Here is a 23278-nt window from a genome sequence, read left to right on the forward strand (position 1 = left end):
CTTTAGACACGGCAGTGCCGTGTCCCTACGGAGATCGATCGATAGGCGGGTGTACTTCACCAACCAAGGGTTCAGTTAAATCGAGAATCTTCTCAAACTGAAACTGTGTCACCCAACCCCTGAGAGTTTGAAGCTCGGAAGCGTGAGATTCAGGAATCTCCTCAAGGAGTTGAAAAACTGATTCCGAATCCGCGTCAATAGCTGCTTCATATAATTTTACCATCCATTTTTTTGACATCGCTGCTAATAAATCCGTTAGATTTAACGGTTCTCCAGTCACATTAGAGGAGTGGGATGGTAGCTGTTGATCCTGATAAATATAACCGACTCCCAAATGTTTAGCCATAATGTCAAAGATGGCTTCTGTGTGGAACGGTTTTCGTACAAAATCATCACAACCAGCCGATAAAATAACTGCCTTTTCTTCTTCCCACACGCTAGCAGTAATAGCAATAACAGCAGTAGGTTGACCTTTGATGGTGCCTTTAATGCGTTTCGTGGCTTCATAACCATCCATAACGGGCATTCTCATGTCCATCCAGATCAGATGGGGTGAGTATGAATCCCAAATTTCCAGCGCTTCAATACCGTTAGTCGCTTCTTCAACTTCAAAACCAACAGGTTTAAGGAGTTTAACTAACAGTTGCCGATTGTAATCTCGATCGTCCACTACTAGGATGCGATATGGGGGTTGGTTAGGCGCTAAGGCAACGACGCGACGATTGTAGGGTTGGTTGTGAATTGCGCTGGCATCAGCGATGCCCACAGGAATGTCAAATTTAAATGTTGTACCCGTCGTGTCTTCTAAAAATTCCTTAAGAGGCATTCCGGGAGTGAAAGCTTTACCGTGACTAATGACTGTTATTTCACCTCCCATCAAGCGGACAAATTGACGGCTAATGGTCAGTCCTAATCCGGTTCCTTGCTGCACTTTTTGACCGGATGCTGTTTGCACGAAGGGTTGGAATAGTTTCTCCAGTTCCTCTGCCGCAATGCCAACTCCCGTATCTTTGACTTCAAAGGTAATGGTTGTTGGTTGTTGGTTGTTGGTTATTTGTGTTCCGGCTTCAGTTTTGGCTTTTGCCTGTTTACTTTTTACTTCTACAGACACGCTTCCAGAAGAAGTAAACTTAACGGCATTACTGATCAAGTTAATCAGCACTTGCCGCAACTTAACTTCATCAGCGCAGATATATTTAGGAACATCAGCAGCACATTCAAATCGTAAGCGTAAGCTTTGATCGTTTGCTTTCAACGCAAACATATCCTCAATATCAGCTAATAAGTGATTAATGTCTAAATTATTTTCAGATAGCGTCATGCGTCCAGCTTCAACTTTGGAAAGGTCAAGCACCTGATTAATTAGAGATAATAAATGCTCTCCACTGCGCTGAATGATGTTGAGGTTCTCTTTTTGTTCATTTAACAGATTTGTATCCTGATTCATCAGTTGAGAAAAGCCGAGAATGGCGTTCAGGGGAGTTCGCAATTCGTGGCTCATGTTGGCAAGGAAAGTGCTTTTGGCGAGGTTGGCGGCAATGGCTGCTTCTTTTGCCCGTTCGAGTTCTGCTTCTGTTTTTTTGCGAGCGCTAATTTCCTGTTCTAAGCGGATATTTTCGATCAGCGCTTTTTCGGCCTGCTTGCGATCGCTAATATCTTGAAAAGCTGCGATCGCATACTCTACACTACCCGTTTCATCGAAAATTGGTGTGCTGGTTACTTCTAAGGGAACGATTCGCTCACTGTAGTGCAGTTCCAAATCATCCGCCCATGTTTTTTCACCGCCAAGCGATCGCACCAAGGGTAGCTGTTCCACTGGATACATCTGGCCTGTGCCTGCCCGATAAACGTGATAGGTTTTTGAGAGTTGCTCGATTTCGGCTTTGGGTAAATCTTGAATATTCAGTAACTGCTGTGAAATTGGATTGGCGTAAACCAGTTGTCCTTTGGCGTCGTGAACGGATATGCCAAAAGGAATGGCATTAAGGAATTTATTCAGGCGATTTTGCGTCGATTGTACTTGGGTGTAGAGTCTGGCGTTGGTAAGGGCGATCGCCGCCTGAGTTGAAAGCAATTGAATCACTTCCAGGCGATCGGGTGTAAAAACGCCATCTGCTAAATTATTTTCCAAGTAAACAATGCCAATTAATTGCCCTTGATTGAGTAGAGGGGCGCAAAGGATAGACTTGGGCTGCTGTGTTTTGATATAAGCATCTTGGGTAAATCGGCCTTCACGGGCAACATTGGTTTCAATCAGTCCTTGTTTAGTCCTCTCAACATAGTGAATAATCGACAAAGGAAGACAGGTTTCTATAGGAGTAGATTGCAACACCATCACTTGATTTGAGTTAGCGTCACCTGACGCTTCGACTCGCAGTTGTCCTTGAGACTCTAAAATTAGATAGCCAGTTTCTGCCCCGCAGCTTTCCAGCAGGATTCTCATCAAAGTCGTGAGGAGTTTATCCAGCTCAATTTCACTGGCAATTGCCCCAGATGCTTTCATCAAGGCTGCCAAATCCAGGAGTTCACCTGAAGTGCTGCTAGATGTATCAGACACGTTGCTGCGGGAATTTATGGACATATTGGCTGTCGTAAAACGCTTTAAAAGTTCTGGATACTGCCGTTTCAAATCTGTCATTTTAGCTGTGGCGCCCCAACGTACATAGCAGTAATAAGCATTTGTCATATAGGCTTGGGCAACTTGCTCTTTTCCCCAAGCGAGGTAGAATTTGGCAGCCAGTTCATTAGCCAAAGCCTCTTCGTTGATGTAGTCATGTTCTTTGGCTAAGGCAATGGCGCGATCGTAGTAGTCGATCGCCCTAGCATTTTCACCCAAAACTCGATATCGCTCTGCCTCCACTAGATAGAATTTATGGAGGTGAGTCATCGGAGCTGAACTCGCCCATTTCTCGATCTTTTTCTGATTGGATTCAACCTTTTTCAGGATTTGTTTTTGCTCAAATTTAGAAACATCAAAATATATAGCAAGATGAGTAAGGGAATTGTAAAAATGAGAAAGAGGAACAGAACCCACAGCACTGTTTATATTTTTTTCGACCAAGGCGGCATTTTCCCGGGCTTGCTGATAGTCTTGAAAAAGATAGCCGAGGTATAATTTAAAAAAATAGATGGAGTGACAAATATTTGTAGTATTCGCCGCCAAATGAATGGGCAGCATTTTTATTTCATCATAGCTTTCACCGATTAAACGGCACTTATCTTCAGCCCGACCCATTAAGTTCAATACGACCTGCCGCTGGAGTTGATTGTAATAAAAGAAGGTTTCTTGATTGAATTGCCGGAAAACGTTACTGTACATAGCCATCTCGCGTTCCAGCCTTGTCAGTTCCTTGCCCGCTACCAGGGAATAGTAGCAGTATGCGCCGGCTGAAAAACTCGCATATTCTAAATCTCCGGTTTCCCGTCCAATCAAGTAAGCATCTAGCAAAGGGGTTAAGCTTTCCCTAATATGCTCGTGCCAATGTCTAATAAAGTAATTAAAAATAAATAAAGTCCGAGATTTAAGTTCTTTGGTCTTGAATTTCTCGACTAACAAGAGAGCAATTTTCCCAAATTGATAGCCGGAGTTAACATCGTTTACAACTTCTCCAGAAAGAATTAGTCCGTAGGTAGCATAAGCATAGGATGACACAGAAGTATTACCATATTTGATAGACAAATTAACCTGTTTAAACACAATCAGCGGAAACAATTCTGGTGTAGCGAAATAGGCAGCCGACAACATAATTGATAGGATACGCATGGTGGCTATCTTGTCAGGATCGGTCATTTCTGGCAGGTCGATTAAGTCCTCGATTCGTTTCCCGGATAGCCCGATCTTTGTCCTGGCGAGTGCAATGATAATATCTAATTTATTTGGCTTCTTGGGAAAGCGAAACCCTAACAGTTTTAATACTGAAAGTGCCGTATCTATCGCTTCTAACGGTTTGTTTTGTGCTGTATAGGCTTGAATCTTGACTTCATAGACTTTCACTTTGTCCAGCAATGAAGTAGCTTGTTGAAGCACAAGGTTAGCCAATTTTTCCATTTCCTCAACATGGCCACTCAAGATAGCAGCTTCTACTGTTTCCACATACAGTGCTAGACTTAGGTCATACTGACGAAGCCAACTATCTGCACTCAGGCAATTTATACCAATGCTTAAGTAATTCCAGGCCGGTTTCCAAGCTGCTGATGCCTTCGCTTTTTTGCCAGCAATCAGATTTAATTGAGCAAGTTTATCTTTTTCTAGCTGAACGTCAATTGCTTCAATACCGAAGTTGAGCTGATTGACAATATCAAAAATCTTTTGTTGGAGTACCTGTGGTGGTGTATTTTGTAACAAAAGTTGCCCGACTTTCCAGTGAACCGCTTGCTTGTCGTCTGGAGGAATTAGAGAATAGGCGGCTTGCTGGATGCGATCGTGAGCAAATTTATAAGTAATTTTTAAGTCATTCGCCTCGCAGTTTGTTTTCAGGAATTTGTAATCATCCCCAACGGGTAATATCAATCCCGCTTGAATGGCATCCCATAATTCAGTTGCCGCTGCTTTTTGAGAAGTTTCATTAATAATTGAAAGCGTTTCTAAATCAAATTGGTTGCCAATGCAAGCGGCTAATCGTAAAACTTTTTGTGCTGACTCTGATAATGTTTTAATTTTATCTGCCATGAACTCAACAACGTTATCAGTAATATTCCTCGTTATAATTTGCTCTAAATCCCAATGCCAAGCCCTAGCATTAGTATCAAATTTCAACAAGTGCTCTGTATAAAGTGACTTGAGAAACTCTTTAATAAAAAAGGGATTTCCTTGTGTTTTTTGCCAAACCAACTCGGCTAATCTTTGCGTAGGGACGCACTCGGTTTTCAGCGTATCCGCAATTAATTCATTAACCTGGTTTAAATTCAATGGTGAAAGAGAGAGATGATTAATTACTACTCCCTGTTTTTTCATCTCAGATAAAGTCAGCATAGTAGGATGAGTTGCACTGACTTCGTTATCTCGATAAGCTCCGATTACAAACAGATATTGAGTAGTATAATCGGTCATTATCAACTGGATCAATTGCAACGTAGCGCTGTCTGTCCACTGAAGGTCGTCTAGAAATAGAACGAGGGGATGTTCTTTTTGGCAAAAAACCTGAATAAAGTTTTGAAAAGTTAAATTAAACCGATTTATTGCTTCTGTTGCAGGTAATTCGGGGACGGGATTTTGTTTGCCAATAATCAGTTCCACTTCGGGGATGACATCAATAATAATTTGTCCGTTGATTCCTAATGCACGTCGAATCTTCTCTCGCCACAGTTGTAATTGGGGTTCAGTTTCGGTGAGCAATTGCCGCACCAATTCTTGGAAGGCAGCGACTAAAGCTTGATAGGGAATATCGCGTTGCAACTGGTCAAATTTACCTGCAATAAAGTAGCCGTTTTTTTGAGTTATGAGCTTGTACAATTCCTGAACTAAAGCTGATTTTCCAATACCAGAGTATCCAGAAATTAGCATGAGTTCAGTTTGTCCTTCTACGGGCAGATTTTGTGACTGAGTTGTCGTTGGGTTACTCAGGTTATTTGCTAAACCAGCCCCTACTTGTTGTTCTTGTCCCGACGCTACGCGAACAAAAGCAGTCAATAAGGAGTCAATCTGTGATTCTCTGCCGTACAGTTTTTGAGGGAGTTGCAATTGAGGAGAAATATCTTGGTCTCCCAATAAAAAAGCTTGAAATTTACCATTTCTAAATTGAGCGAGACAAGTTTTTAAATCTGCCTTGATTCCCCAAGCACTCTGATATCTATCTTCCGCACTTTTTGCCATTAACTTCATGACAATTTGTGAGAGAGTCAAGGGAATTTCTGGATTATTTTCATGAGGTGGAGTGGGTTGTTTGGCAATATGGCAATGGACTAACTCAAGTGCATCGACGGAAGCAAAAGGCAACTGGTTGGTTAACAGTTCATAGAAAGTAACGCCAAGAGAATAAAAGTCGGTGCGGTAGTCTAGTGAGCGATTCATCCTGCCTGTTTGTTCTGGAGAGATATAAGCCAATGTCCCTTCTAGAAGATTAAGACTTTTGAGGCTGGGATTCTCTTGGGATAGGATGGTAGATAAGCCAAAGTCAATAATTTTTAATTGTCCGGTTTGAGGATTCAAGACAATGTTAGATGGATTGATATCTTTGTGAATGACATTTTTTTGATGAACTTTGCCTAAGGCATCTGTGATTTGGATGGCTAGGTGGAGAAACTCTGGTAAAGCCAAGGGACGGCCATCCAGCAGGATTTTTAAGGACTCTCCTCCAAAATCCTCTAACAACATGACTTGTGTGTTTTCGTATTTTCGCAGTTCGTAAGCTTTAATCGTTTCCTCTAGGTTGAGACGGCGAGTGATTTCGTATTCCTGCTGATAGCGGTAGAGTTCGGCTGGTGTGGGATAATCCTCTTTGAGGAGTTTCAAAATCAAAGGTTGCTGATTTGATTTGAGGATGCCTCGGTATACGAGGGAATTAGCACTTTCGTAAATCTGGCTGACAATTGTGATATCTGGCAGTGAAATCATGTTGGGAATTATTGCTGCCTAAAAAAAATGAGTATACAAATAAATATAACATGGGTAGGAGCGGGTGAGAGCAGCAGTAAACTCGCTCCGAATATAAATCCTTGCCTTACCCGCCCCTAGAACTCCCGATGTTTTATTATCGCTTTTTTGCTCTGGACTTACTTACGCTATATGTAGCGTACAAGTGTACTGGCACTTGAAGCCTCTAGCTACTGTGCGATCGCCAAAACTCGAAAATCTAGAAACGGACAATAATTAATGATAAAATAGCTTAAGGATTCAGCTCCCCAATTGTGGTAATCTGACCACAATCCACTTTCATTCTCGATCGAGTGCGTGCAGCTATGCGAATCGGTAAAAATTTACAAAAGTTTCTGCTTTTCACCATAGCGTTATTTTTCGCAGTATCGCTGTTGATTAAATTTACTAAATTTTACAATTATTTCGGCATCAACCGCGCCGATACCGAAGTGAAAGTTGTTGCCCTCACCTACGACGACGGGCCCTATCCTCCCTATACAAACCAGCTTTTAGATATCTTAGACCGCTATCGAGTTCAAGCAACTTTTTTTGAAATAGGCCGCAATATTGAGAAACATCCAGAAATCGTGAAAATGATTGTCGCGAGGGGAGATGAGTTGGCAAACCATTCCTACTCTCACACATCGCAGTTGCCATCCTGCTCTGGCTGCAAGATAATCTAATTGAGGCATCAAATTCGGAACTAAAGCTGCCCGAAACTGCACCGGTACAGTAGAGTTACTAGCAATTTCTTTAACCAGTTCCAGGAGCAAAACGAGGTTGTTAGTGGCTTCTGGGAGGCGAGAACCTGGGAGAAGGGCGATCGTCCTAACTCCGGGCATTAACTGCAAATCTTTGCCCGTAGAATTGAGGTTGTCCATGACAGGATTGCCGACAAACTGAGCTTTCTTTAAACCCTGTCGGTTTAAGTCAGCAGCAGTCAAAGCATCTCTATTGACACTCCCCGCCCTATAAGGACGGGGATTCTTTCATCGCCGGGAGCGCAATCGCTTTACCCTCAGAAAGCATCTTGACCGTGTGTCCCACGGCTGCAAGTCCTCGAATGAGAACTACTTGAGCGGCTGCAACGTCTCTATCCGTCGTATAGCCGCAATGTTGGCACGAATGAATACGCTCGGATAGCTCTTTCTTGCCCGTCTCGACTAAGCAGTTAGGACATATCTGACTGGTTTTCTTGCTGTCAACCTTAAGAAAGAACACTCCGCGTTTGCGACAGCACTGCTCTAATACTTGAAAAAATTGTCCCCATCCAGCGTCTAAGCAGTGCTTCCCTAAGAAGCCTCGCACTAGACCTTTGAGTTTCAAATCTTCCACAAATATCATCCCCGCCCAATCGCAGAGATTGTGAGCTACGAGCCAGTAGTAGTTTTTCCGAGTATTTGCAATTCGTTCGTGCAGTTTGCTGACTTTAACTTGCGCTTTCTTGCGGTTATTCGACCCCTTAACTTTTCTCGATACTCTCTGTTGCAGTAATCTAAGCTTGCGTTTGAGCTTCTTGAAAGGTCTTGGATTGGGGAACAACTTACCGTTAGAAACCGCAGCAAAGTGACTGATTCCAACGTCTACTCCAAGCGCTTCGCCATGTGGCATGACATCTGGAACGGATACATCCCACTGCAATGTCAACATGGCAAACCATCCGCTAGCACGTCTCACTATCCGAACCTGTTTTAGCTTTGCGCCATCAGGAATAGAACGCGATTGGCCCAACTTGATCCAGCCAATTACAGGTAGCTTGATAGCGCCATCTCTTACGGCATCTATCCCAACTTGAGGAAAAACGAAAGAGCGCATGGTTCCACTCTTCTTGAATCGAGGGAAACCATGTCCTTGCTCCCACATGCTGACGAATGCTTGTTCTAACCGACGAAGCGTCTGTTGTAGAACTTGAGATTGCACTCGCTGTAGGTTGCCAGAAGTTTTCCTATAGGCTGTTAATGTCTTGCATTGACTGGCATAAGTAGGGCGTTTGGTTTCTGCTGGAATGATGTATTCGGACTGGAGAGAACAAGCATTTATCTGACAGCTACGAGATTTAAACCAATCTTTGCGCTCGGCTAATGCATAGTTGTAGACGCGCCGACATTGTTCGAGCCAGTCTTCAAATATGGCAACTTGCGCTGATGTGGGTTTGAGTTTGTATTCGTATGTCAGACTAAACACTTGCATCACCTCCTCTATTTACTAGAGCTTAAAAAACGTTGAATCGCTTCTTAAGCTATAGTATTTAAAGAGAAAGCCGTCCTAGAAGGACGGGGCTTTAAACCCAATTTTTAGGTAAAAACCGCCAGACATTTCTCTGAGCAAAGCAACTGCCACAAGATTAAACCCAAATCGACTCGCCCCTCGTAATAACTAGAATGAGCGGATAGAAAAATTATATAGGGGCGGTCGGTCGATCGGGCGATCGCCGCCGCGACAATATCCCCAGTCGCCACCACCAAATCGCAGTGGCGCGAATGCCTCCAAACAGCCTGCAATTGCTGCCAAGTCAAAGCATTCAGCCCCGCGCCAATATCTTTGAGGAAAAACAGGGGATTCATGTAAAAAACCCCCCAGACGGCATTTGACTGGTGGGCCCAATAATTGGCACGGTCGATCGGCGGTAAGCAGCCCCGTCACCTACAATCGGCATTGCCGAAACATCAACATCCGCGCCAGATACTCTCAAAGCTTTGAGAATTTGACAGTTAATCGAGTCTTCCCCGTGGCCGTTGCTGAGGAAAAGTATCCCCTTCGATTTCATATAATCAGAATACAATCAGAATCAGTGCCGAGCTTTTTTTAAAGACAGCCGTGCGATAGCTAAACTCGGGCGGGCTAACTTTTTGTTAGTCTAATTTAAATACATTGTGGAAGTGAAACAGCGTGAATATTGAAATTGGGCGGGGCAAAAGCGCTCGCAGAGCTTACGGCATAGATGAAATTGCGCTTGTACCCGGACAGCGCACCCTCGATCCGAGTTTGGCAGATACCAAGTGGCAGATTGGCGGGATCGATCGAGAAATCCCGATCATCGCCAGCGCCATGGATGGAGTAGTCGATGTCCGCATGGCCATTTTGCTGTCGGAATTGGGAGCAATGGGCGTGCTCAACCTAGAAGGAATTCAAACCCGCTATGCCGACCCCCAGCCTATATTAGAGCGCATCGCCAGTGTCGGGAACCACGAATTTGTTTCCCTGATGCAGGAACTCTATGCCGAACCCATCAAGCCAGAATTAATCGACCTGAGAATTAAAGAAATTAAAGCAGGAGGAGGGATTGCCGCCGTCAGCGGTACACCTGCCGCTGCGAGCAAATACGGCTCAACAGTTGCTGAATCGGGAGCCGATATATTTTTTGTGCAAGCAACAGTAGTCTCGACAGCTTTCCTTTCCCCTGAAGCGATCGCGCCTCTAGACTTAACTCAATTCTGTCAAGAGATGCCGATACCAGTAATTTTGGGCAACTGCGTGACCTACGAAGTCGCCCTGAATTTAATGAAAACTGGCGCTGCGGGCATTCTCGTGGGCATTGGGCCGGGAGCTGCTTGCACATCTAGGGGCGTATTGGGTGTCGGTGTTCCTCAAGCCACAGCGGTAGCAGACTGCGCCGCCGCGCGGGACGACTACTATCGCGAAACTGGCAAATACGTGTCGGTGATTGCTGACGGCGGTTTAATTACCGGCGGCGATATCTGCAAGTGCATTGCCTGCGGTGCCGATGGAGTGATGATTGGTTCGCCCTTTGCCAGGGCCGCCGAAGCTCCCGGCCGCGGCTTTCACTGGGGGATGGCGACTCCCAGCCCGGTTTTGCCGCGCGGCACTCGCATTCGCGTGGGGACTACGGGTACTGTGGAGCAAATTTTGCGCGGGCCGGCCCTCCTAGATGACGGTACGCACAACTTGCTCGGAGCTCTGAAAACTAGCATGGGCACCCTGGGCGCTAAGGATCTTAAGGAGATGCAGCAAGTGGAAGTGGTAATTGCTCCTTCTCTGCTGACTGAGGGTAAAGTCTATCAAAAAGCTCAACAATTGGGCATGGGTAAGTAGATTTACCGATCGAATACCAGCATACCTTGACAAAATTTGTTCAAGAGTCTCGAAATTTACAGAATATTGTGGAATTATCGAGAAGTAGGTGTCACAATATAAGAAGCGGAGACGCATGTTTCCGTTCACTCCTCACACCACACTCCGCCCGGACTACTGTTCGGGCGGTTCCTTTTTTGCCGGACATCTTGGCTCTTGCTTACTAGATACAGAACAGAGGCTTGTAGCTCCGGAGAGGCCCAGAGTGGGAGAGTGGGAGAGTCTGGGAGTGGGAGAATTTTTCTTCTCCATAAGTGCCTTCTACCTTCGGAAACATAAGTGCCTTCGGAAACATAAGTGCCTTGTTCCTTCAGAAACCTTGTGCCTTCTTCCTTCTACCGTCTTCCCTCTTCCTTCTACCGTCTTCCTTCTTCCTTCAGAAGCCTTCTGTTAAAATCGTTGACGCAAGTGGTTACACTTTTTGCTAGACTTGTTATCCGAGAAATAGTATTTACAAGGATGGCTAGGGATGTCAGCAGCCGCGCAAGTAACCGACTCTACCTTTAAGCAGGAAGTGCTCGATAGCGAAGTTCCAGTTCTAGTGGATTTTTGGGCTCCCTGGTGCGGGCCCTGTCGGATGGTGGCGCCCGTCGTAGACGAAATTGCCCAGCAATATGAAGGGCAGGTCAAGGTAGTAAAAGTTAATACCGACGAGAATCCTAACGTGGCCAGCCAATACGGTATCCGCAGCATTCCGACGCTGATGATATTTAAGGGCGGTCAACGTGTGGATATGGTGGTTGGGGCAGTTCCGAAAACTACTCTGGCAAACACTCTGGAAAAGTACATTTAACCCAACTGCGAGCGGTTTCGCGCTGTTCTTTGTGGGCCGCGAAAGCTAACTCGCTTCAGAACCGGGGCAAAGCTACTGGAAAAGTTATTAGTTGCCAGCAGGGCAATTTGCTGGTGGCTATTAGCTTCTAAATTTAGCTTGCCCCTTAATTTTTAGTAGCGACAATTTGTTATTGTTTCGGAAAAATTCATGATTCGTTCTGAGTCTGGTCAAGGTTTTGAGTCCCTCCAAGCTGAATTGATCGATTTGATCGATCGCTTCCCAATGTTGAAGCACTCTGAGTGGATCGAACGATCGCTCTCTACTATAGTGCAAATGGCAGGAGAGGAGCTCGATCGCCTAGACTGGAAAATTATGGCTGCGTCGCTCCGAGATATGGAGAGCGCTTTTGAGATGTTTTATCCTTACCGCCACGTTCGCAAAATTGTGATTTTTGGTTCGGCGAGGGTGTCACCGCAATCGGCGGAATATTTGATGGCCAGAGACTTTGCGCGGGCGATGGCCCAGCAGGGGTTTATGGTGATTACTGGCGGGGGCGGGGGAATCATGCAGGCGGGGAACGAGGGGGCGACTGCTGAACGTTCTTTTGGGCTCAACATTCAGTTACCTTTCGAGCAGGGTTCTAATCCTTTTATTGCGGGCGATCGCAAATTGCTCAATTTTAAATATTTTTTCACTCGCAAGTTATTTTTTCTCCGGGAGAGCGATGCTTTAGCTCTGTTTCCGGGCGGTTTCGGCACACTGGACGAGGCTTTTGAGTGTCTGACTTTGACTCAAACTGGCAAGTTCGGGCCGGCTCCTGTGGTATTGATCGATCGACCGGGAGGAGATTATTGGCACGATTGGAATTATTTTGTGCAAAAACAATTGCGGGGCCGGGGTTTGATTTCACCCGACGATCGCAGCCTGTATACGATTACTGACGATATAAATGTCGCTTGCGAGGCGATCGGCAGTTTTTATCTGGTTTATCACTCCTGCCGCTACGTGCGCGAAAAATTGGTAATTCGCTTGAAAACAGAGCTTTCTGAGGAGAATGTCGATCGGCTAAATACTGATTTTAGCGATATTGTTGTCACTGGAAAAATTGAAAAAAGTAAAGCTTTGGAACCGGAAATAGGAGATGAAACTTTCGATCTGCCGCGCCTGACTTTGCATTTCAACCAGCGGGATTTTGGGCGGCTTTATCAGCTAATTGCTGCTATTAATCAAATGGGTGCAGCTTCGCCGGCGGCGGCCCATCCAGAACAAAAGTAGTTATTAGTTATCAGTCATTAGTCTTTTTAAATATGGGTGAGATTAGATAGAAGTTGGACAACTTGTATTTTGACAAAAGCGCTCTGCTGAGATAAGTTTTTGTAAAAAGTAAAAAAAAAAGCGTCCAAGAGCTAAAGAAAATCTTGTCAATACCTTGATGGCGTTGTTTGGGAAAAAACAGCAAAATGCTAGACCTGCTGCTAATTGCAATTTTGGGATTTCTCGGCAGTTTCGGTCACTGTGCTGGGATGTGCGGCCCGCTGACAATGGCGTTTTCTCTTTCTAATTCCCGCAACGATAAATTAGCTGCTTTCCGCTTTCATTTGCTGCTAAATTTGGGGAGAATTACTGCTTACGCTTTGGTTGGTGCTGCAATTGGCGGACTGGGTTCGGTGTTAATTGCTGGCGGACTTTTGGCAGGTACGGGTAGCGAATTGCGGCGGGCGATCGCACTTCTAACGGGCACGATGCTGATTTGGTTCGGAGTAGGGCAAATTAAACCGAACTTGCTGCCGGGATTGCCCCGATTGCACCCGCTGTCGCACGATCGAGTCGGACAAGCAATGAGCCAGCTTTCGGCACAAAAAAACTGGTGGGTGCCGATTGCTTTGGGTTTGCTTTGGGGTTTGATTCCCTGCGGTTTCCTCTACGCAGCGCAGATTAAGGCGGCGGAAACCGGAAACCCGGTTTTGGGTGCGGCGACGATGCTGGCTTTTGGACTCGGCACGCTGCCAACTATGCTGGGAGTGAGTTTTTTTGCTGGCAGATTGAGCGCGGACAAGCGCAGTCAACTGTTTCGGATGGGTGGCTGGGTGACGGTGGCGATCGGGATTCTTACCTTGCTGCGAACCGATGAAATGGTCGATTTTACCGGCCACGCAGCGCTGCTGTGCTTGATGCTAGCACTGTTGGCCCGTCCGGTTAGCAAGTTTTTGCCGCAACTGTTGCGCTATCGCCGCGTCTTGGGTGTGGGCGCGTTTGTCCTAGCAGTCGCCCACACGTTTCATATGCTGGATCATACGCTGAAATGGAATTTTGACGCGCTATCTTTTATGTTGCCGCAGCACCAGTTGGGAATGGTGGCTGGGATGCTGTCGCTGCTGTTGATGTTGCCGGCGGCGGTTACAAGTTGCGATCGTATTCAAAATTATTTAGGCCAACTGTGGCGAATGCTTCACCTGTTAAGCGTTCCAGCTTTCTTGCTGTGCGCTGTACACGCTGCACTCATCGGTTCCCACTATCTCGGCGGTTTTGAATGGAAGTTGCACAATCAACTGCTGACAGCCGTTTTAGCGGTGGTTACGGTGTTAGTTATGTTTGTGCGATCGCGCTTTTTTTGGTCAATTTTATCACTCGACAAGTTCTATGTTTCGCCTGTCAAACAAAAGTAAAAGTTTAGGATTGTTAGTTTTTTTGGGATTGCTAATTGAAGCAGCAATTCCCACTGCGCCGCAGTTAAACTCGATTTCAGTTTTGGCGCACCAAGTCGAAGTCTCGGGAGATGTAGCCGCTACCTTTCACCTAGAACCAAACCACAACCCCCGCGCCGGACAGTCTGCGAGAGTGTGGTTTGCGCTGACTCGCCGGGGCGGCAAAATTATCCCCTTAGAGCAGTGCAATTGCAAATTAGCGGTTTATCCAAAAGAGCGCCAAGAAGGGGATAAGCCACTGATGCAGCCGCCTTTAAAAGCCATATCAGCCGAGAAATATCAAGGGATTCCCGGGGCTGATATCGTGTTTCCCAAGGCTGGCATTTACCAGCTTGACTTGAGCGGAACAGCCAAAAACCAAGCTAATTTTAAACCGTTTAAACTGAGTTACACTGTTACCGTTAGGTAATACCATTTGAGATTTTAAGGACTAATTCGGGAGAGAGCTTATGTAAATTAACCGCAGAGAGCGCAGAGAGCGCCGAGGGGAGAAAAGAAGAGGAAGATTGACAGCAAGTTTTCTATTTTAGTTAAGGGGGACAGGGGATCTATAATTTAGTTAAATTACTAATATAGCAACTACCAAGAGGCTTAAGACGTGCTTAATTGCTGAAACCATTGATTTTATTTCGCTTTGCTTCTTCCTTCTTCCTTCACACAAAAAATCTTAATTTTTAATAAAGATAAGTCCGTACATTTTGCACTAAGTAAATTTCTGCGTTACCTTGTCAATGTCCATTATGGAATTTGTGCAAGCTAACCTCTCTGGAGCTGACCCAAGGATATAACGATGGATATCTTATCTAACACCGTGGCGCTATCGCGGATGCAATTTGCGCTAACCGCCATATTCCATATGCTGTGGCCAGTTCTGACCACTGGAATGGGGATTTATCTGGTAATTGTTGAAGGAATGTGGCTGAAAACTCGCAATCCCGACTACTACCATCACGCTCGTTTTTGGTCTAAACTCTACCTCCTAAACTTCGGTATAGGAGTAGCTTCAGGAATTCCGATGGAATTTCAGTTTGGCACGAATTGGGCACCATTCTCTGAAGCTGTTGGTGACTTTTTTGGCAGCATTTTAGGCTTTGAAGCTTCAATGGCATTTATGCTAGAAGCCGGCTTTTTAGGAATTATGCTGTTTGGTTGGGAGCGCGTTCACCCAATGATCCATTATTTCGCTACAATCATGGTAGCGTTCGGCGCTAACCTATCCACAGTCTGGATTTTAGTCGCTAACTCTTGGCTGCAAACTCCTGCGGGCGGAGAAATGGTCAATGGCAAGTTTATTGTCAGCGATTACTTTCAAGCAATTATGAACCCGTTCGCATTAAACAGCATTCTTCATATGTTTTTTGCGACGTTAGAAACTTCGCTGTTTGTCATTGGCGGAATTAGCGCTTGGTATATTCTCAATAAGCGCAACCAAGCGTTTTTTTCCAAGTCTTTAAAAATTGCCATAGCCACAGCAATCGCCGTTGCACCTTTGCAGATATACATCGGACATTTGAGCGCCGAACAAGTTTATCACTATCAACCCGCTAAATTAGCAGCAATTGAAGCTAAGTGGGAAACCTCACCAGCGGGAGAGTCAGCAGATTGGACTTTGCTAGCTTTGCCTAATGAAAAAGCCCAAAAAAATGACTGGGAAATTAGCGTACCCAATGGCTTAGGATACGTTCTGGAATTCAAACAAAAACTCTCCGAACCCGTACTAGGTTTAAAGGAATGGAAGCCAGAGAATAGACCACGGATGGTGGGTTTAATCTACTATTGTTTCCGCATCATGTCCGGTATTGGATTCTTCTTTTTAGGACTGATGCTGTTCAGTATAATTCAGTGGATGCGAGGCAAACTTGCTGCTGAAAATATCGGCAGTCAAGCTTGGCTGATGCGCGCTTGGGTATTAGCTGCTCCCCTAGGATATATTGCTGTAGAATCGGGTTGGATTGTCCGCTGTGTCGGCAGACAACCGTGGGCTTTATACGGGCAAATTCGCACTGCTGACGCGGTGTCAAACATCCCCGCCAGCAATGTTTTAACTTCTCTCAGTTTCTTTGCCGTTGTTTACAGCTTTTTGTTTGTTTGTGCCTTGTATTTTGGCAGCAGAATTATCCGCCAAGGCCCTAATTTAAGTCTGCCTGTGCCAGGTTTAGACAATCAAGCCGAAATCGAAAATCAACCTGCAGGACACATTCCCGATCAACGTCCCGTAGAAGCACAACACTAGGAGATTGTATGCAAGCTTTGGAGCATTTTCTCCCGCAAGTTTGGTTTGTCATTTTGGCTTTGTTTCTCTTGCTCTACGTCATGCTAGACGGTTTTGACTTAGGAGTAGGAATCTTGTCTCTGACTTCTGACGACGAGGAACGCAGGGGCATTTTAATGACGAGTTTGGGCAACGTTTGGGACGCGAACGAAACGTGGCTGGTGTTGATGGCAGGCGCTTTATTTGGTGCATTTCCACTTGCTTACGGCACCATTTTAACGGCATTGTACATACCGATTTGCGTGATGCTGTTTGGTTTGATATTTCGGGCTGTAGCCTTTGAGTTTCGCGAGCATTGTAATCGCAAATTACTCTGGAATTATGCCTTTGGTGCAGGCAGTTTTTTAGCAGCTTTAGCTCAAGGATTTGCCCTCGGTGCGGTGCTCGAAGGCATTGCGGTTGACGAAGCCGGTCACTTTGTGGGTACTACTTGGGACTGGCTGGATTGGCGATCGCTCTTGGTTGCTTTGACGCTGATTCAAGGCTATGTTTTGATCGGTTCAACCTATCTCATTATGAAAACGGAGGGCGAACTGCAAACCAATCACTATCGCACGGCTAAAATTGCGGCGGTGACAACTTTAATCGGAGCGATTTTAATTACGATCGCCACTCCCATTTTTTACGAAAGCGCTAGAGCCAGGTTGTTCGATAAACCGCTAGTTTATGTCTTTGCCGCGATTCCTTTACTGGGAGTGCTGTTGGTAGGACTGCTGCTGAAAAGTCTCGCAAACAAAGAAGAACGCACGCCGTTTGTCTGGACGATTCTGATTTTTTTGCTCAGTTTTATCGGCTTGGGGTTGATTGTTTTTCCCTATATTATTCCCTCCAAAATCACGATTTATCAAGCCGCAGCTTCGCCCAGCGCCCTGGTATTTATGATTGTGTTCATGGGCGTTCTGCTCCCGATTATGATTTTTTACAACATCTACAATTATGTTGTGTTTCGGGGTAAGGTTGTCGGCGGCCACTACGGGGAATAAAGCATAATAAAACCGCAGATGCAGGCAAATATACGCAGATAAGCTCAACTCTAGATCCGGGTTTATCTGCGTATATTTGCGGTTAAAAATTACAAATTATTGTTTTCCGATACCATCACAACTTACGCAACCATACTATACATAACATAGCGCCAATAGTGCAGAATAGCGAAAGGAACTGGTGGAGAATTAGCGATCGCAGGTCATGCGATTTGAAATTTGAGATTTGAGATTGCTGCCACGGATGAGTCCGGAGGATTGCGATCGGGATGCGGAGCTTTTTTCAAAGCTACACAGATAAATCCGGGGACTTGTGACCAAGTAGATTTCGGTCAAATAATAATTGATAAACATGGGGAAAAAATTACAGTTAATTCTGTCCCAACCGAGGGTGCAGAATTTGCGATCGCTATCTTTGTCACATAATAAAATACAATGGAATGGAATGTTTTAATTTAACTGTTGTATAAACGAGTTATGGATGCGATCGCCAATTTGTCAGATTATGAGATTACAGAGCAACTTTATGCAGGTACACGTACCCTAGTCTATCGAGGCATCCGTACCCGTGACCAATACCCAGTCGTCCTCAAACTGCTGCGAAACGAATACCCCACCTTCAACGAACTCGTCCAGTTTCGCAACCAATATACCATTGCCAAAAATCTAGACTTCCCTCACATCGTCAGACCGCTGACGCTGGAAGTATATCACAATAGCTATGTCCTAGTAATGGAGGACTTTGGCGGAGTCTCCCTACCTACTTATCTCAAAACAGCAACAAATCAAACCCAATCATTTCAAGCTTTACCTTTAGCAGAATTTCTCCAAGTCGCCATACAACTAACAGATATTATTCACTACCTTTACCAAAACCGAGTCATTCATAAAGATATTAAACCCGCTAATGTTCTCATTAATCCAGACACCAAACAAATTAAACTAATTGACTTTAGTATTGCATCCCTCCTACCACGAGAAACCCAAGAAATCCAGAATCCCAATATTTTAGAAGGAACATTAGCCTATCTCTCTCCCGAACAAACAGGACGGATGAATCGAGGCATTGACTATCGTAGTGACTTTTATTCCCTGGGTGTGACCTTTTATGAATTGTTGACAGGAAAGTTGCCATTTATCTCGGATGATCCGATGAAAGTGGTGCATTGTCATCTCGCCACACAGTCGAAACCGATCCATCAAATAAATCCAGAGATACCCCTAATTTTAGCAAAAATTGTCAGTAAGCTGATGGCAAAAAATGCCGAAAAACGCTATCAAAGTGCATTAGGACTCAAGCACGATTTAGAGATTTGTTTAGTTCAGTTACAAAAAACAGCCAAAATTGAAGATTTTGAACTCGGAAAGCGAGATATGAGCGATCGCTTTACTATCCCCGAAAAGCTCTACGGTAGAGAAAAAGAAGTTGATCACCTATTAGCTGCCTTTGAGCGAGTCAGCCTGGGAGCAACGGAAATGATGCTAGTAGCAGGTTTTTCTGGAATTGGGAAAACCGCCGTTGTCAATGAAGTTCATAAACCCATTGTCCGTCAGCGCGGTTATTTTATCAAAGGCAAATACGATCAATTTCAACGCAACATTCCCTTCAGTGCCTTTGTGCAAGCCTTCCGCGACTTAATGGGTCAACTGCTATCAGAATCGGATACCCAACTGCAAACATGGAAAACCCAGATTTTAGCAGCAGTGGGAGACAACGGACAAGTCTTGATTGATGTGATTCCTGAGTTAGAAGGCATAATTGGCGATCAACCTCCTGCAACAGAATTGTCAGGAAGTGCCGCCCAAAATCGCTTTAATCTGCTGATGCAGAAATTTGTGCAAGTTTTCACGAGCCAAGAACATCCTTTAGTGATGTTTTTGGATGACTTGCAATGGGCGGATTCAGCATCCCTGAATTTGCTACAATTATTGATGATCGATACAGGATATTTATTAGTATTGGGGGCCTATCGAGATAATGAAGTTTGGCCCGTGCATCCATTTATCTTAAGAGTGAATGAGATAGTTAAAACGGGGGCAACAGTGAATACAATTACTTTGAAACCGTTAAGCGAACTAGATATGAATTTGTTGGTGGCGGATACGCTGAATTGCGAATCATCACTTGCCCAACCTTTGACAAAATTAGTCTCTCAAAAAACTCAGGGGAATCCTTTCTTTGCAACTCAGTTTCTCAAGACATTACATGACGAGCAGCTAATTAGCTTTAACTGGGAGATTCGGCATTGGCAGTGTGATATTGCCCAAGTGAAAGCCTTAGCTATCACTGATGATGTCGTTGAATTCATGGCGTTGCAATTGCAGAAGCTGCCCAAAGGAACTCAGTATCTTCTCACCTTAGCTGCTTGTATAGGATCACAGTTTGATTTGAATACGTTAGTAATTGTCGGTGAGAAATCGGCTGGAATGACGGCTATGGCTTTATGGAAAGCATTACAGGAAGGTTTGGTGATTCCCACGACGAAAATCTATAAATTCTTTACGGAATCGGAGAGTGATGAAGTTTTAAATGCTTCAGCTAATCCGACTTATCGATTTTTACACGATCGCGTCCAGCAAGCTGCATATTCGCTAATTCCTGATTCGCAGAAAAAAGCAACTCATCTCAAAATAGGACAGTTACTCCAGCAAAATTGCGCCGAGATAGAGCGAGAGGAAAAACTGTTTGATATTGTCGGGCATTTGAATCGAGGAATTGAGTTAATCACCCAACCGACCGAACGAGAAGCCTTAGCTAAACTAAACTTGGCAGCCGGTTGTAAAGCCAGAAATTCTACCGCCTACACCGCAGCCAGAGTTTATCTACAAGTGGGGGTTGAGCTACTGAGGGCCAACTGCTGGGAAAGCCAGTATGAATTAACCCTGGATCTCTATGTTGCTGCTGCTGAAGCCGCCTATTTGAATGCTGACTTTGATGGCATGGAAGAGATGGCAGCACAGGTGTTACAGAATGCACAGACAATCTTAGACAAAATCAAAATTTACGAAATTCAAATCGTCGCACAGACAGCACAAAGCAAGACGTTAGAAGCCATTGCAGTAGCAAGAGATGCACTGTGGCAATTGGGGGTTGAACTCCCCACCGAAGCTGACGAAGCCTTGATTGGTAAAGCGCTACAGAGCGTTGCGGAGCAACTAAGCGGCAGAAAAATTGATGAACTAATCGATCTGCCTGTGATGAGTGATCCTCAGACTCAGGCAGCTATGCCAATATTGGCCATGTTATTTGCACCCATTCTCCAGGGAATTCCAGGCTTAGTGCCCCTACTGAGCTCCACGATGGTAAGTTTATCACTCGAATTTGGGAATGCACCCGCATCGACGGTGGGCTATGCGATTCACGGGCTTGTATTAAGTGCCTTTTTGGGAGAGGCAAAAACGGGCTATAGCTTTGGTAAATTGGCACTCTCATTGCTCGATCGGGTCAATGCACGAGAATTTAAGTGCATTACTCATAATATGTTTGGGGCATTTATTCAGCATCATCAAAATGCTATGAGGGCAGGGCTACCAACGCTGAAAGAGGGCTTTATGGCGGGCATGGAAACTGGCGATTTTCTTAACGCTGGCTACAACATAGCTACTTACAGCTACATCAACTTTTTCAGTGGGGTAGAACTGGATACTTGGGAACCGGAACTTGCAGTCTACAGTGCTACCTTGGCTCAGGTGAAGCAATATTCGGCTCGGACTTATTTGCATATGGAGCGGCAGATGTTGCAGAACTTGAGGGAAGTTGGTACTCTGTCGGATTGCTTAATCGGTGAAGCCTATGATGAAACGGTAATGATTCCTAACCACTATCAGGATCGTGAATTCAGTGCGCTCGCCCTTGTCTACGTCTACAAACTACTGCTTGCCTATTCCTTTGGTAATTATCCGGCTGCTCTAAACTACATTAGCCGAGCCAAAGAGTGTGTGATGGCATTATCAGGATTGGTTCATGTTCCCATTTTCCATTTCTATGCAGCCCTGACGCATCTGGCAGTGTTTCCCACACACCCAGAAACCGAGCAAGCTGAAATTCTCGCCTCTGTGGAAACCCATCAAACGACTCTGCACCAGTGGGCGCAAAATGCTCCCATGAATCATCTGCATAAATGGTATTTGGTTGAAGCAGAACGGCAGCGGGTTTTGGGTAATAAAGCAGATGCCCTTGAAATGTACGATCGCGCCATCCAACTAGCTCAAGAAAATCAATTCATCAACGAAGAAGCCCTCGCCAACGAACTAGCAGCTAAATTCTACTTGGAATGGGGCAAAGAAAAAGTAGCTCAAGCCTACATGATTGAAGCGTATTATTGTTATGCCCGATGGGGAGCTAAAGCCAAAATAGACTATTTGGAAAAAAGTTATCCTCGCCTACTCGGTATTATCCTTCAGCAAGCTCAATCATTTAGTTCCTTTAAAGAAACGATCGCCCGGGGAACGATTACTTATACCCACTCTTCTAGCAGCAACTCTGAATTTCTAGATTTGCCTACTCTGATCGACGCCTCTCAAGCCATTTCTGGGGAAATTGAACTAGATAAACTCCTGACTACTCTTTTAAAAATAGCGATCGCGAATGCTGGGGCAACTAAGTGTGTCTTATTGCTCAAACAAGAACAGTATTTACAGGTAGTGGCTCTTGTAGCAGAGGGACAGGAACCTGAGCTATTACCATCAATACCTCTAGAATCAAGTCAGGATGTAGCGATTAGTTTGGTCAATACTGTCAAGCGTACTTTGAAACCTTTGGTAATAGTTGATGCTAGGCTAAGTTCCAAGGTTGCGAGCGATCGCTATATTGAACAGCACCAGCCGATAAGTGTTCTGTGTATTCCAATTCTTAATCAAGGGCAGTTGATAGGAGTTTTATACCTGGAAAATAACCTGACGGTTGGGGCATTTACCAGCGATCGCATTGAAGTGCTAAATTTGCTAGCTTCTCAAGCTGCTATTTCTTTAGAAAATGCCCGTTTGTATCAAGAATCTCAACAAGCCTTTACCCATCTCAAACAGGCACAAATAAAAATAGTTCAAAGCGAAAAGATGTCAGCCTTGGGAAACTTAGTGGCTGGGGTTGCTCACGAAATTAATAATCCAGTTGGTTTTCTTGTTGGTAATATTCAACCAGCCTTAGATTACATCAAAGATTTGTTTGGATTGCTCGATTTGTATCAAGAAAAATATCCCCAACTCGATCCAGATATTCAAGAGGAAATCGAGAACATCGATCTTGACTACATCCGCGAAGATTTACCGAAATTAGTAGGTTCGATGCGGGAAGGCGTGAAGCGGATTCGGGATATTAGTACCAGTCTACGGACCTTCTCCCGTGCCGATACTAACTATCCCGTAGCTTGCAATATCCACGATGGCATCGATAGCACCATTATGATCCTGAAACATCGGCTCAAGGCTAACGAAACTCGTCCAGAAATCAAAGTGATTAGGGAATATGGAAATTTGCCACAAGTCGAGTGTTATGCCGGCCAGTTGAATCAAGTATTTATGAATTTGTTAGGTAATGCGATTGATGCTTTGGAAGAATCAAATCAAGGACGACCTTATGCAGAAATTGCCAATCAAATTACCATTAATACCGACATTTCTCGGGACAAGAAACAAGCAATAATTTGCATTAAAGATAACGGTGCGGGCATGAGTGAAGCAGTGCGAGAGAAGATTTTTGATGAGTTATTTACTACCAAGGGAGTAGGGCAAGGGACGGGGTTGGGATTGGCGATCGCACGGCAGATTGTAGTTGAGAAACACGGCGGTACAATCGAGGTAAATTCTGTATTGAGAGAAGGGACGGAGTTTACGATATCATTGCCGATGAAAGGATAAGACTATCTTGATAGCTCGCCA

13 protein-coding genes are annotated in these 23278 nt (G+C 44.8%); 9 read left to right on the plus strand and 4 right to left on the minus strand.

Features of this window, described 5'->3' with window-relative positions:
• Positions 1-25: 25 nt before the first annotated feature.
• Positions 26-6553 carry an AAA family ATPase gene (locus QUB14_RS01800; RefSeq protein ID WP_333213929.1) on the minus strand — a complete coding sequence of 2176 codons (6528 nt, stop codon included), beginning with the start codon at positions 6551-6553 and terminating at the stop codon, positions 26-28.
• A 344-nt stretch (positions 6554-6897) separates the two neighbouring features.
• Between QUB14_RS01800 and QUB14_RS01805 the strand changes: the two genes are divergently transcribed.
• Positions 6898-7257: a polysaccharide deacetylase family protein gene (locus QUB14_RS01805; RefSeq protein ID WP_333213931.1), complete on the plus strand. Its 360-nt coding sequence runs from the start codon at positions 6898-6900 to the stop codon at positions 7255-7257.
• A 286-nt stretch (positions 7258-7543) separates the two neighbouring features.
• Here QUB14_RS01805 and QUB14_RS01810 read toward each other — a convergent pair whose 3' ends face one another.
• The 3 genes from QUB14_RS01810 to QUB14_RS01820 all read right to left on the minus strand — a co-directional run bounded on the left by QUB14_RS01810 (position 7544) and on the right by QUB14_RS01820 (position 9341).
• Positions 7544-8764 (minus strand): transposase, encoded by a 1221-nt coding sequence (locus QUB14_RS01810; protein ID WP_333214216.1) that lies wholly within the window; start codon positions 8762-8764, stop codon positions 7544-7546.
• Between the two features lie 104 nt (positions 8765-8868).
• The gene (locus QUB14_RS01815) at positions 8869-9138 is read right to left on the minus strand and encodes a hypothetical protein (RefSeq protein ID WP_333213933.1); all 270 of its coding nucleotides are present in this window, start codon (positions 9136-9138) and stop codon (positions 8869-8871) included.
• Positions 9135-9341, minus strand: coding sequence for a hypothetical protein (locus QUB14_RS01820; RefSeq protein ID WP_333213935.1), 207 nt, complete (start codon positions 9339-9341; stop codon positions 9135-9137). The genes QUB14_RS01815 and QUB14_RS01820 overlap by 4 nt, the downstream gene beginning before the upstream one ends.
• Before the next feature lie 122 nt (positions 9342-9463).
• Between QUB14_RS01820 and QUB14_RS01825 the strand changes: the two genes are divergently transcribed.
• From QUB14_RS01825 to QUB14_RS01860, 8 genes are all read left to right on the plus strand, one after another.
• On the plus strand, positions 9464-10627 hold the full coding sequence (locus tag QUB14_RS01825) for a GuaB3 family IMP dehydrogenase-related protein (protein WP_333213937.1): 1164 nt from the start codon (positions 9464-9466) through the stop codon (positions 10625-10627).
• Between the two features lie 508 nt (positions 10628-11135).
• Entirely contained in the window at positions 11136-11459 is a 324-nt protein-coding gene (gene trxA, locus QUB14_RS01830; RefSeq protein ID WP_006631199.1) for a thioredoxin, read from the plus strand.
• A gap of 189 nt (positions 11460-11648) precedes the next feature.
• Positions 11649-12716: an LOG family protein gene (locus QUB14_RS01835; protein WP_333213939.1), complete on the plus strand. Its 1068-nt coding sequence runs from the start codon at positions 11649-11651 to the stop codon at positions 12714-12716.
• A gap of 185 nt (positions 12717-12901) precedes the next feature.
• A complete protein-coding gene (locus tag QUB14_RS01840; RefSeq protein WP_333213941.1) occupies positions 12902-14107 on the plus strand; it encodes an urease accessory protein UreH domain-containing protein in 1206 nt (401 codons plus the stop codon).
• Positions 14082-14555, plus strand: coding sequence for a hypothetical protein (locus QUB14_RS01845; protein WP_333213943.1), 474 nt, complete (start codon positions 14082-14084; stop codon positions 14553-14555). The genes QUB14_RS01840 and QUB14_RS01845 overlap by 26 nt, the downstream gene beginning before the upstream one ends.
• Positions 14556-14936: 381 nt before the next feature.
• Positions 14937-16379 carry a cytochrome ubiquinol oxidase subunit I gene (locus QUB14_RS01850; protein ID WP_333213945.1) on the plus strand — a complete coding sequence of 481 codons (1443 nt, stop codon included), beginning with the start codon at positions 14937-14939 and terminating at the stop codon, positions 16377-16379.
• 8 nt (positions 16380-16387) lie between these two features.
• On the plus strand, positions 16388-17401 hold the full coding sequence (cydB, locus tag QUB14_RS01855; protein WP_333213947.1) for a cytochrome d ubiquinol oxidase subunit II: 1014 nt from the start codon (positions 16388-16390) through the stop codon (positions 17399-17401).
• Positions 17402-17878: 477 nt separating this feature from the next.
• A complete protein-coding gene (locus tag QUB14_RS01860) occupies positions 17879-23257 on the plus strand; it encodes an AAA family ATPase (RefSeq protein WP_333214218.1) in 5379 nt (1792 codons plus the stop codon).
• The last annotated feature ends 21 nt before the right edge of the window (positions 23258-23278 follow it).

The sequence above is a fragment of the Microcoleus sp. B3-D2 genome (assembly GCF_036705345.1).
Classification (GTDB): domain Bacteria; phylum Cyanobacteriota; class Cyanobacteriia; order Cyanobacteriales; family Microcoleaceae; genus Microcoleus.

Coding starts and splice junctions, on each gene's coding strand:
- QUB14_RS01810 (WP_333214216.1), bottom strand. CDS start 8,764: ATGCAAGTGTTTAGTCTGACATACGAATACAAACTCAAACCCACATCA.
- QUB14_RS01820 (WP_333213935.1), bottom strand. CDS start 9,341: ATGAAATCGAAGGGGATACTTTTCCTCAGCAACGGCCACGGGGAAGAC.
- QUB14_RS01815 (WP_333213933.1), bottom strand. CDS start 9,138: ATGAATCCCCTGTTTTTCCTCAAAGATATTGGCGCGGGGCTGAATGCT.
- QUB14_RS01835 (WP_333213939.1), top strand. CDS start 11,649: ATGATTCGTTCTGAGTCTGGTCAAGGTTTTGAGTCCCTCCAAGCTGAA.
- cydB (WP_333213947.1), top strand. CDS start 16,388: ATGCAAGCTTTGGAGCATTTTCTCCCGCAAGTTTGGTTTGTCATTTTG.
- QUB14_RS01860 (WP_333214218.1), top strand. CDS start 17,879: ATGGATGCGATCGCCAATTTGTCAGATTATGAGATTACAGAGCAACTT.
- trxA (WP_006631199.1), top strand. CDS start 11,136: ATGTCAGCAGCCGCGCAAGTAACCGACTCTACCTTTAAGCAGGAAGTG.
- QUB14_RS01800 (WP_333213929.1), bottom strand. CDS start 6,553: ATGATTTCACTGCCAGATATCACAATTGTCAGCCAGATTTACGAAAGT.
- QUB14_RS01805 (WP_333213931.1), top strand. CDS start 6,898: ATGCGAATCGGTAAAAATTTACAAAAGTTTCTGCTTTTCACCATAGCG.
- QUB14_RS01840 (WP_333213941.1), top strand. CDS start 12,902: ATGCTAGACCTGCTGCTAATTGCAATTTTGGGATTTCTCGGCAGTTTC.
- QUB14_RS01850 (WP_333213945.1), top strand. CDS start 14,937: ATGGATATCTTATCTAACACCGTGGCGCTATCGCGGATGCAATTTGCG.
- QUB14_RS01845 (WP_333213943.1), top strand. CDS start 14,082: ATGTTTCGCCTGTCAAACAAAAGTAAAAGTTTAGGATTGTTAGTTTTT.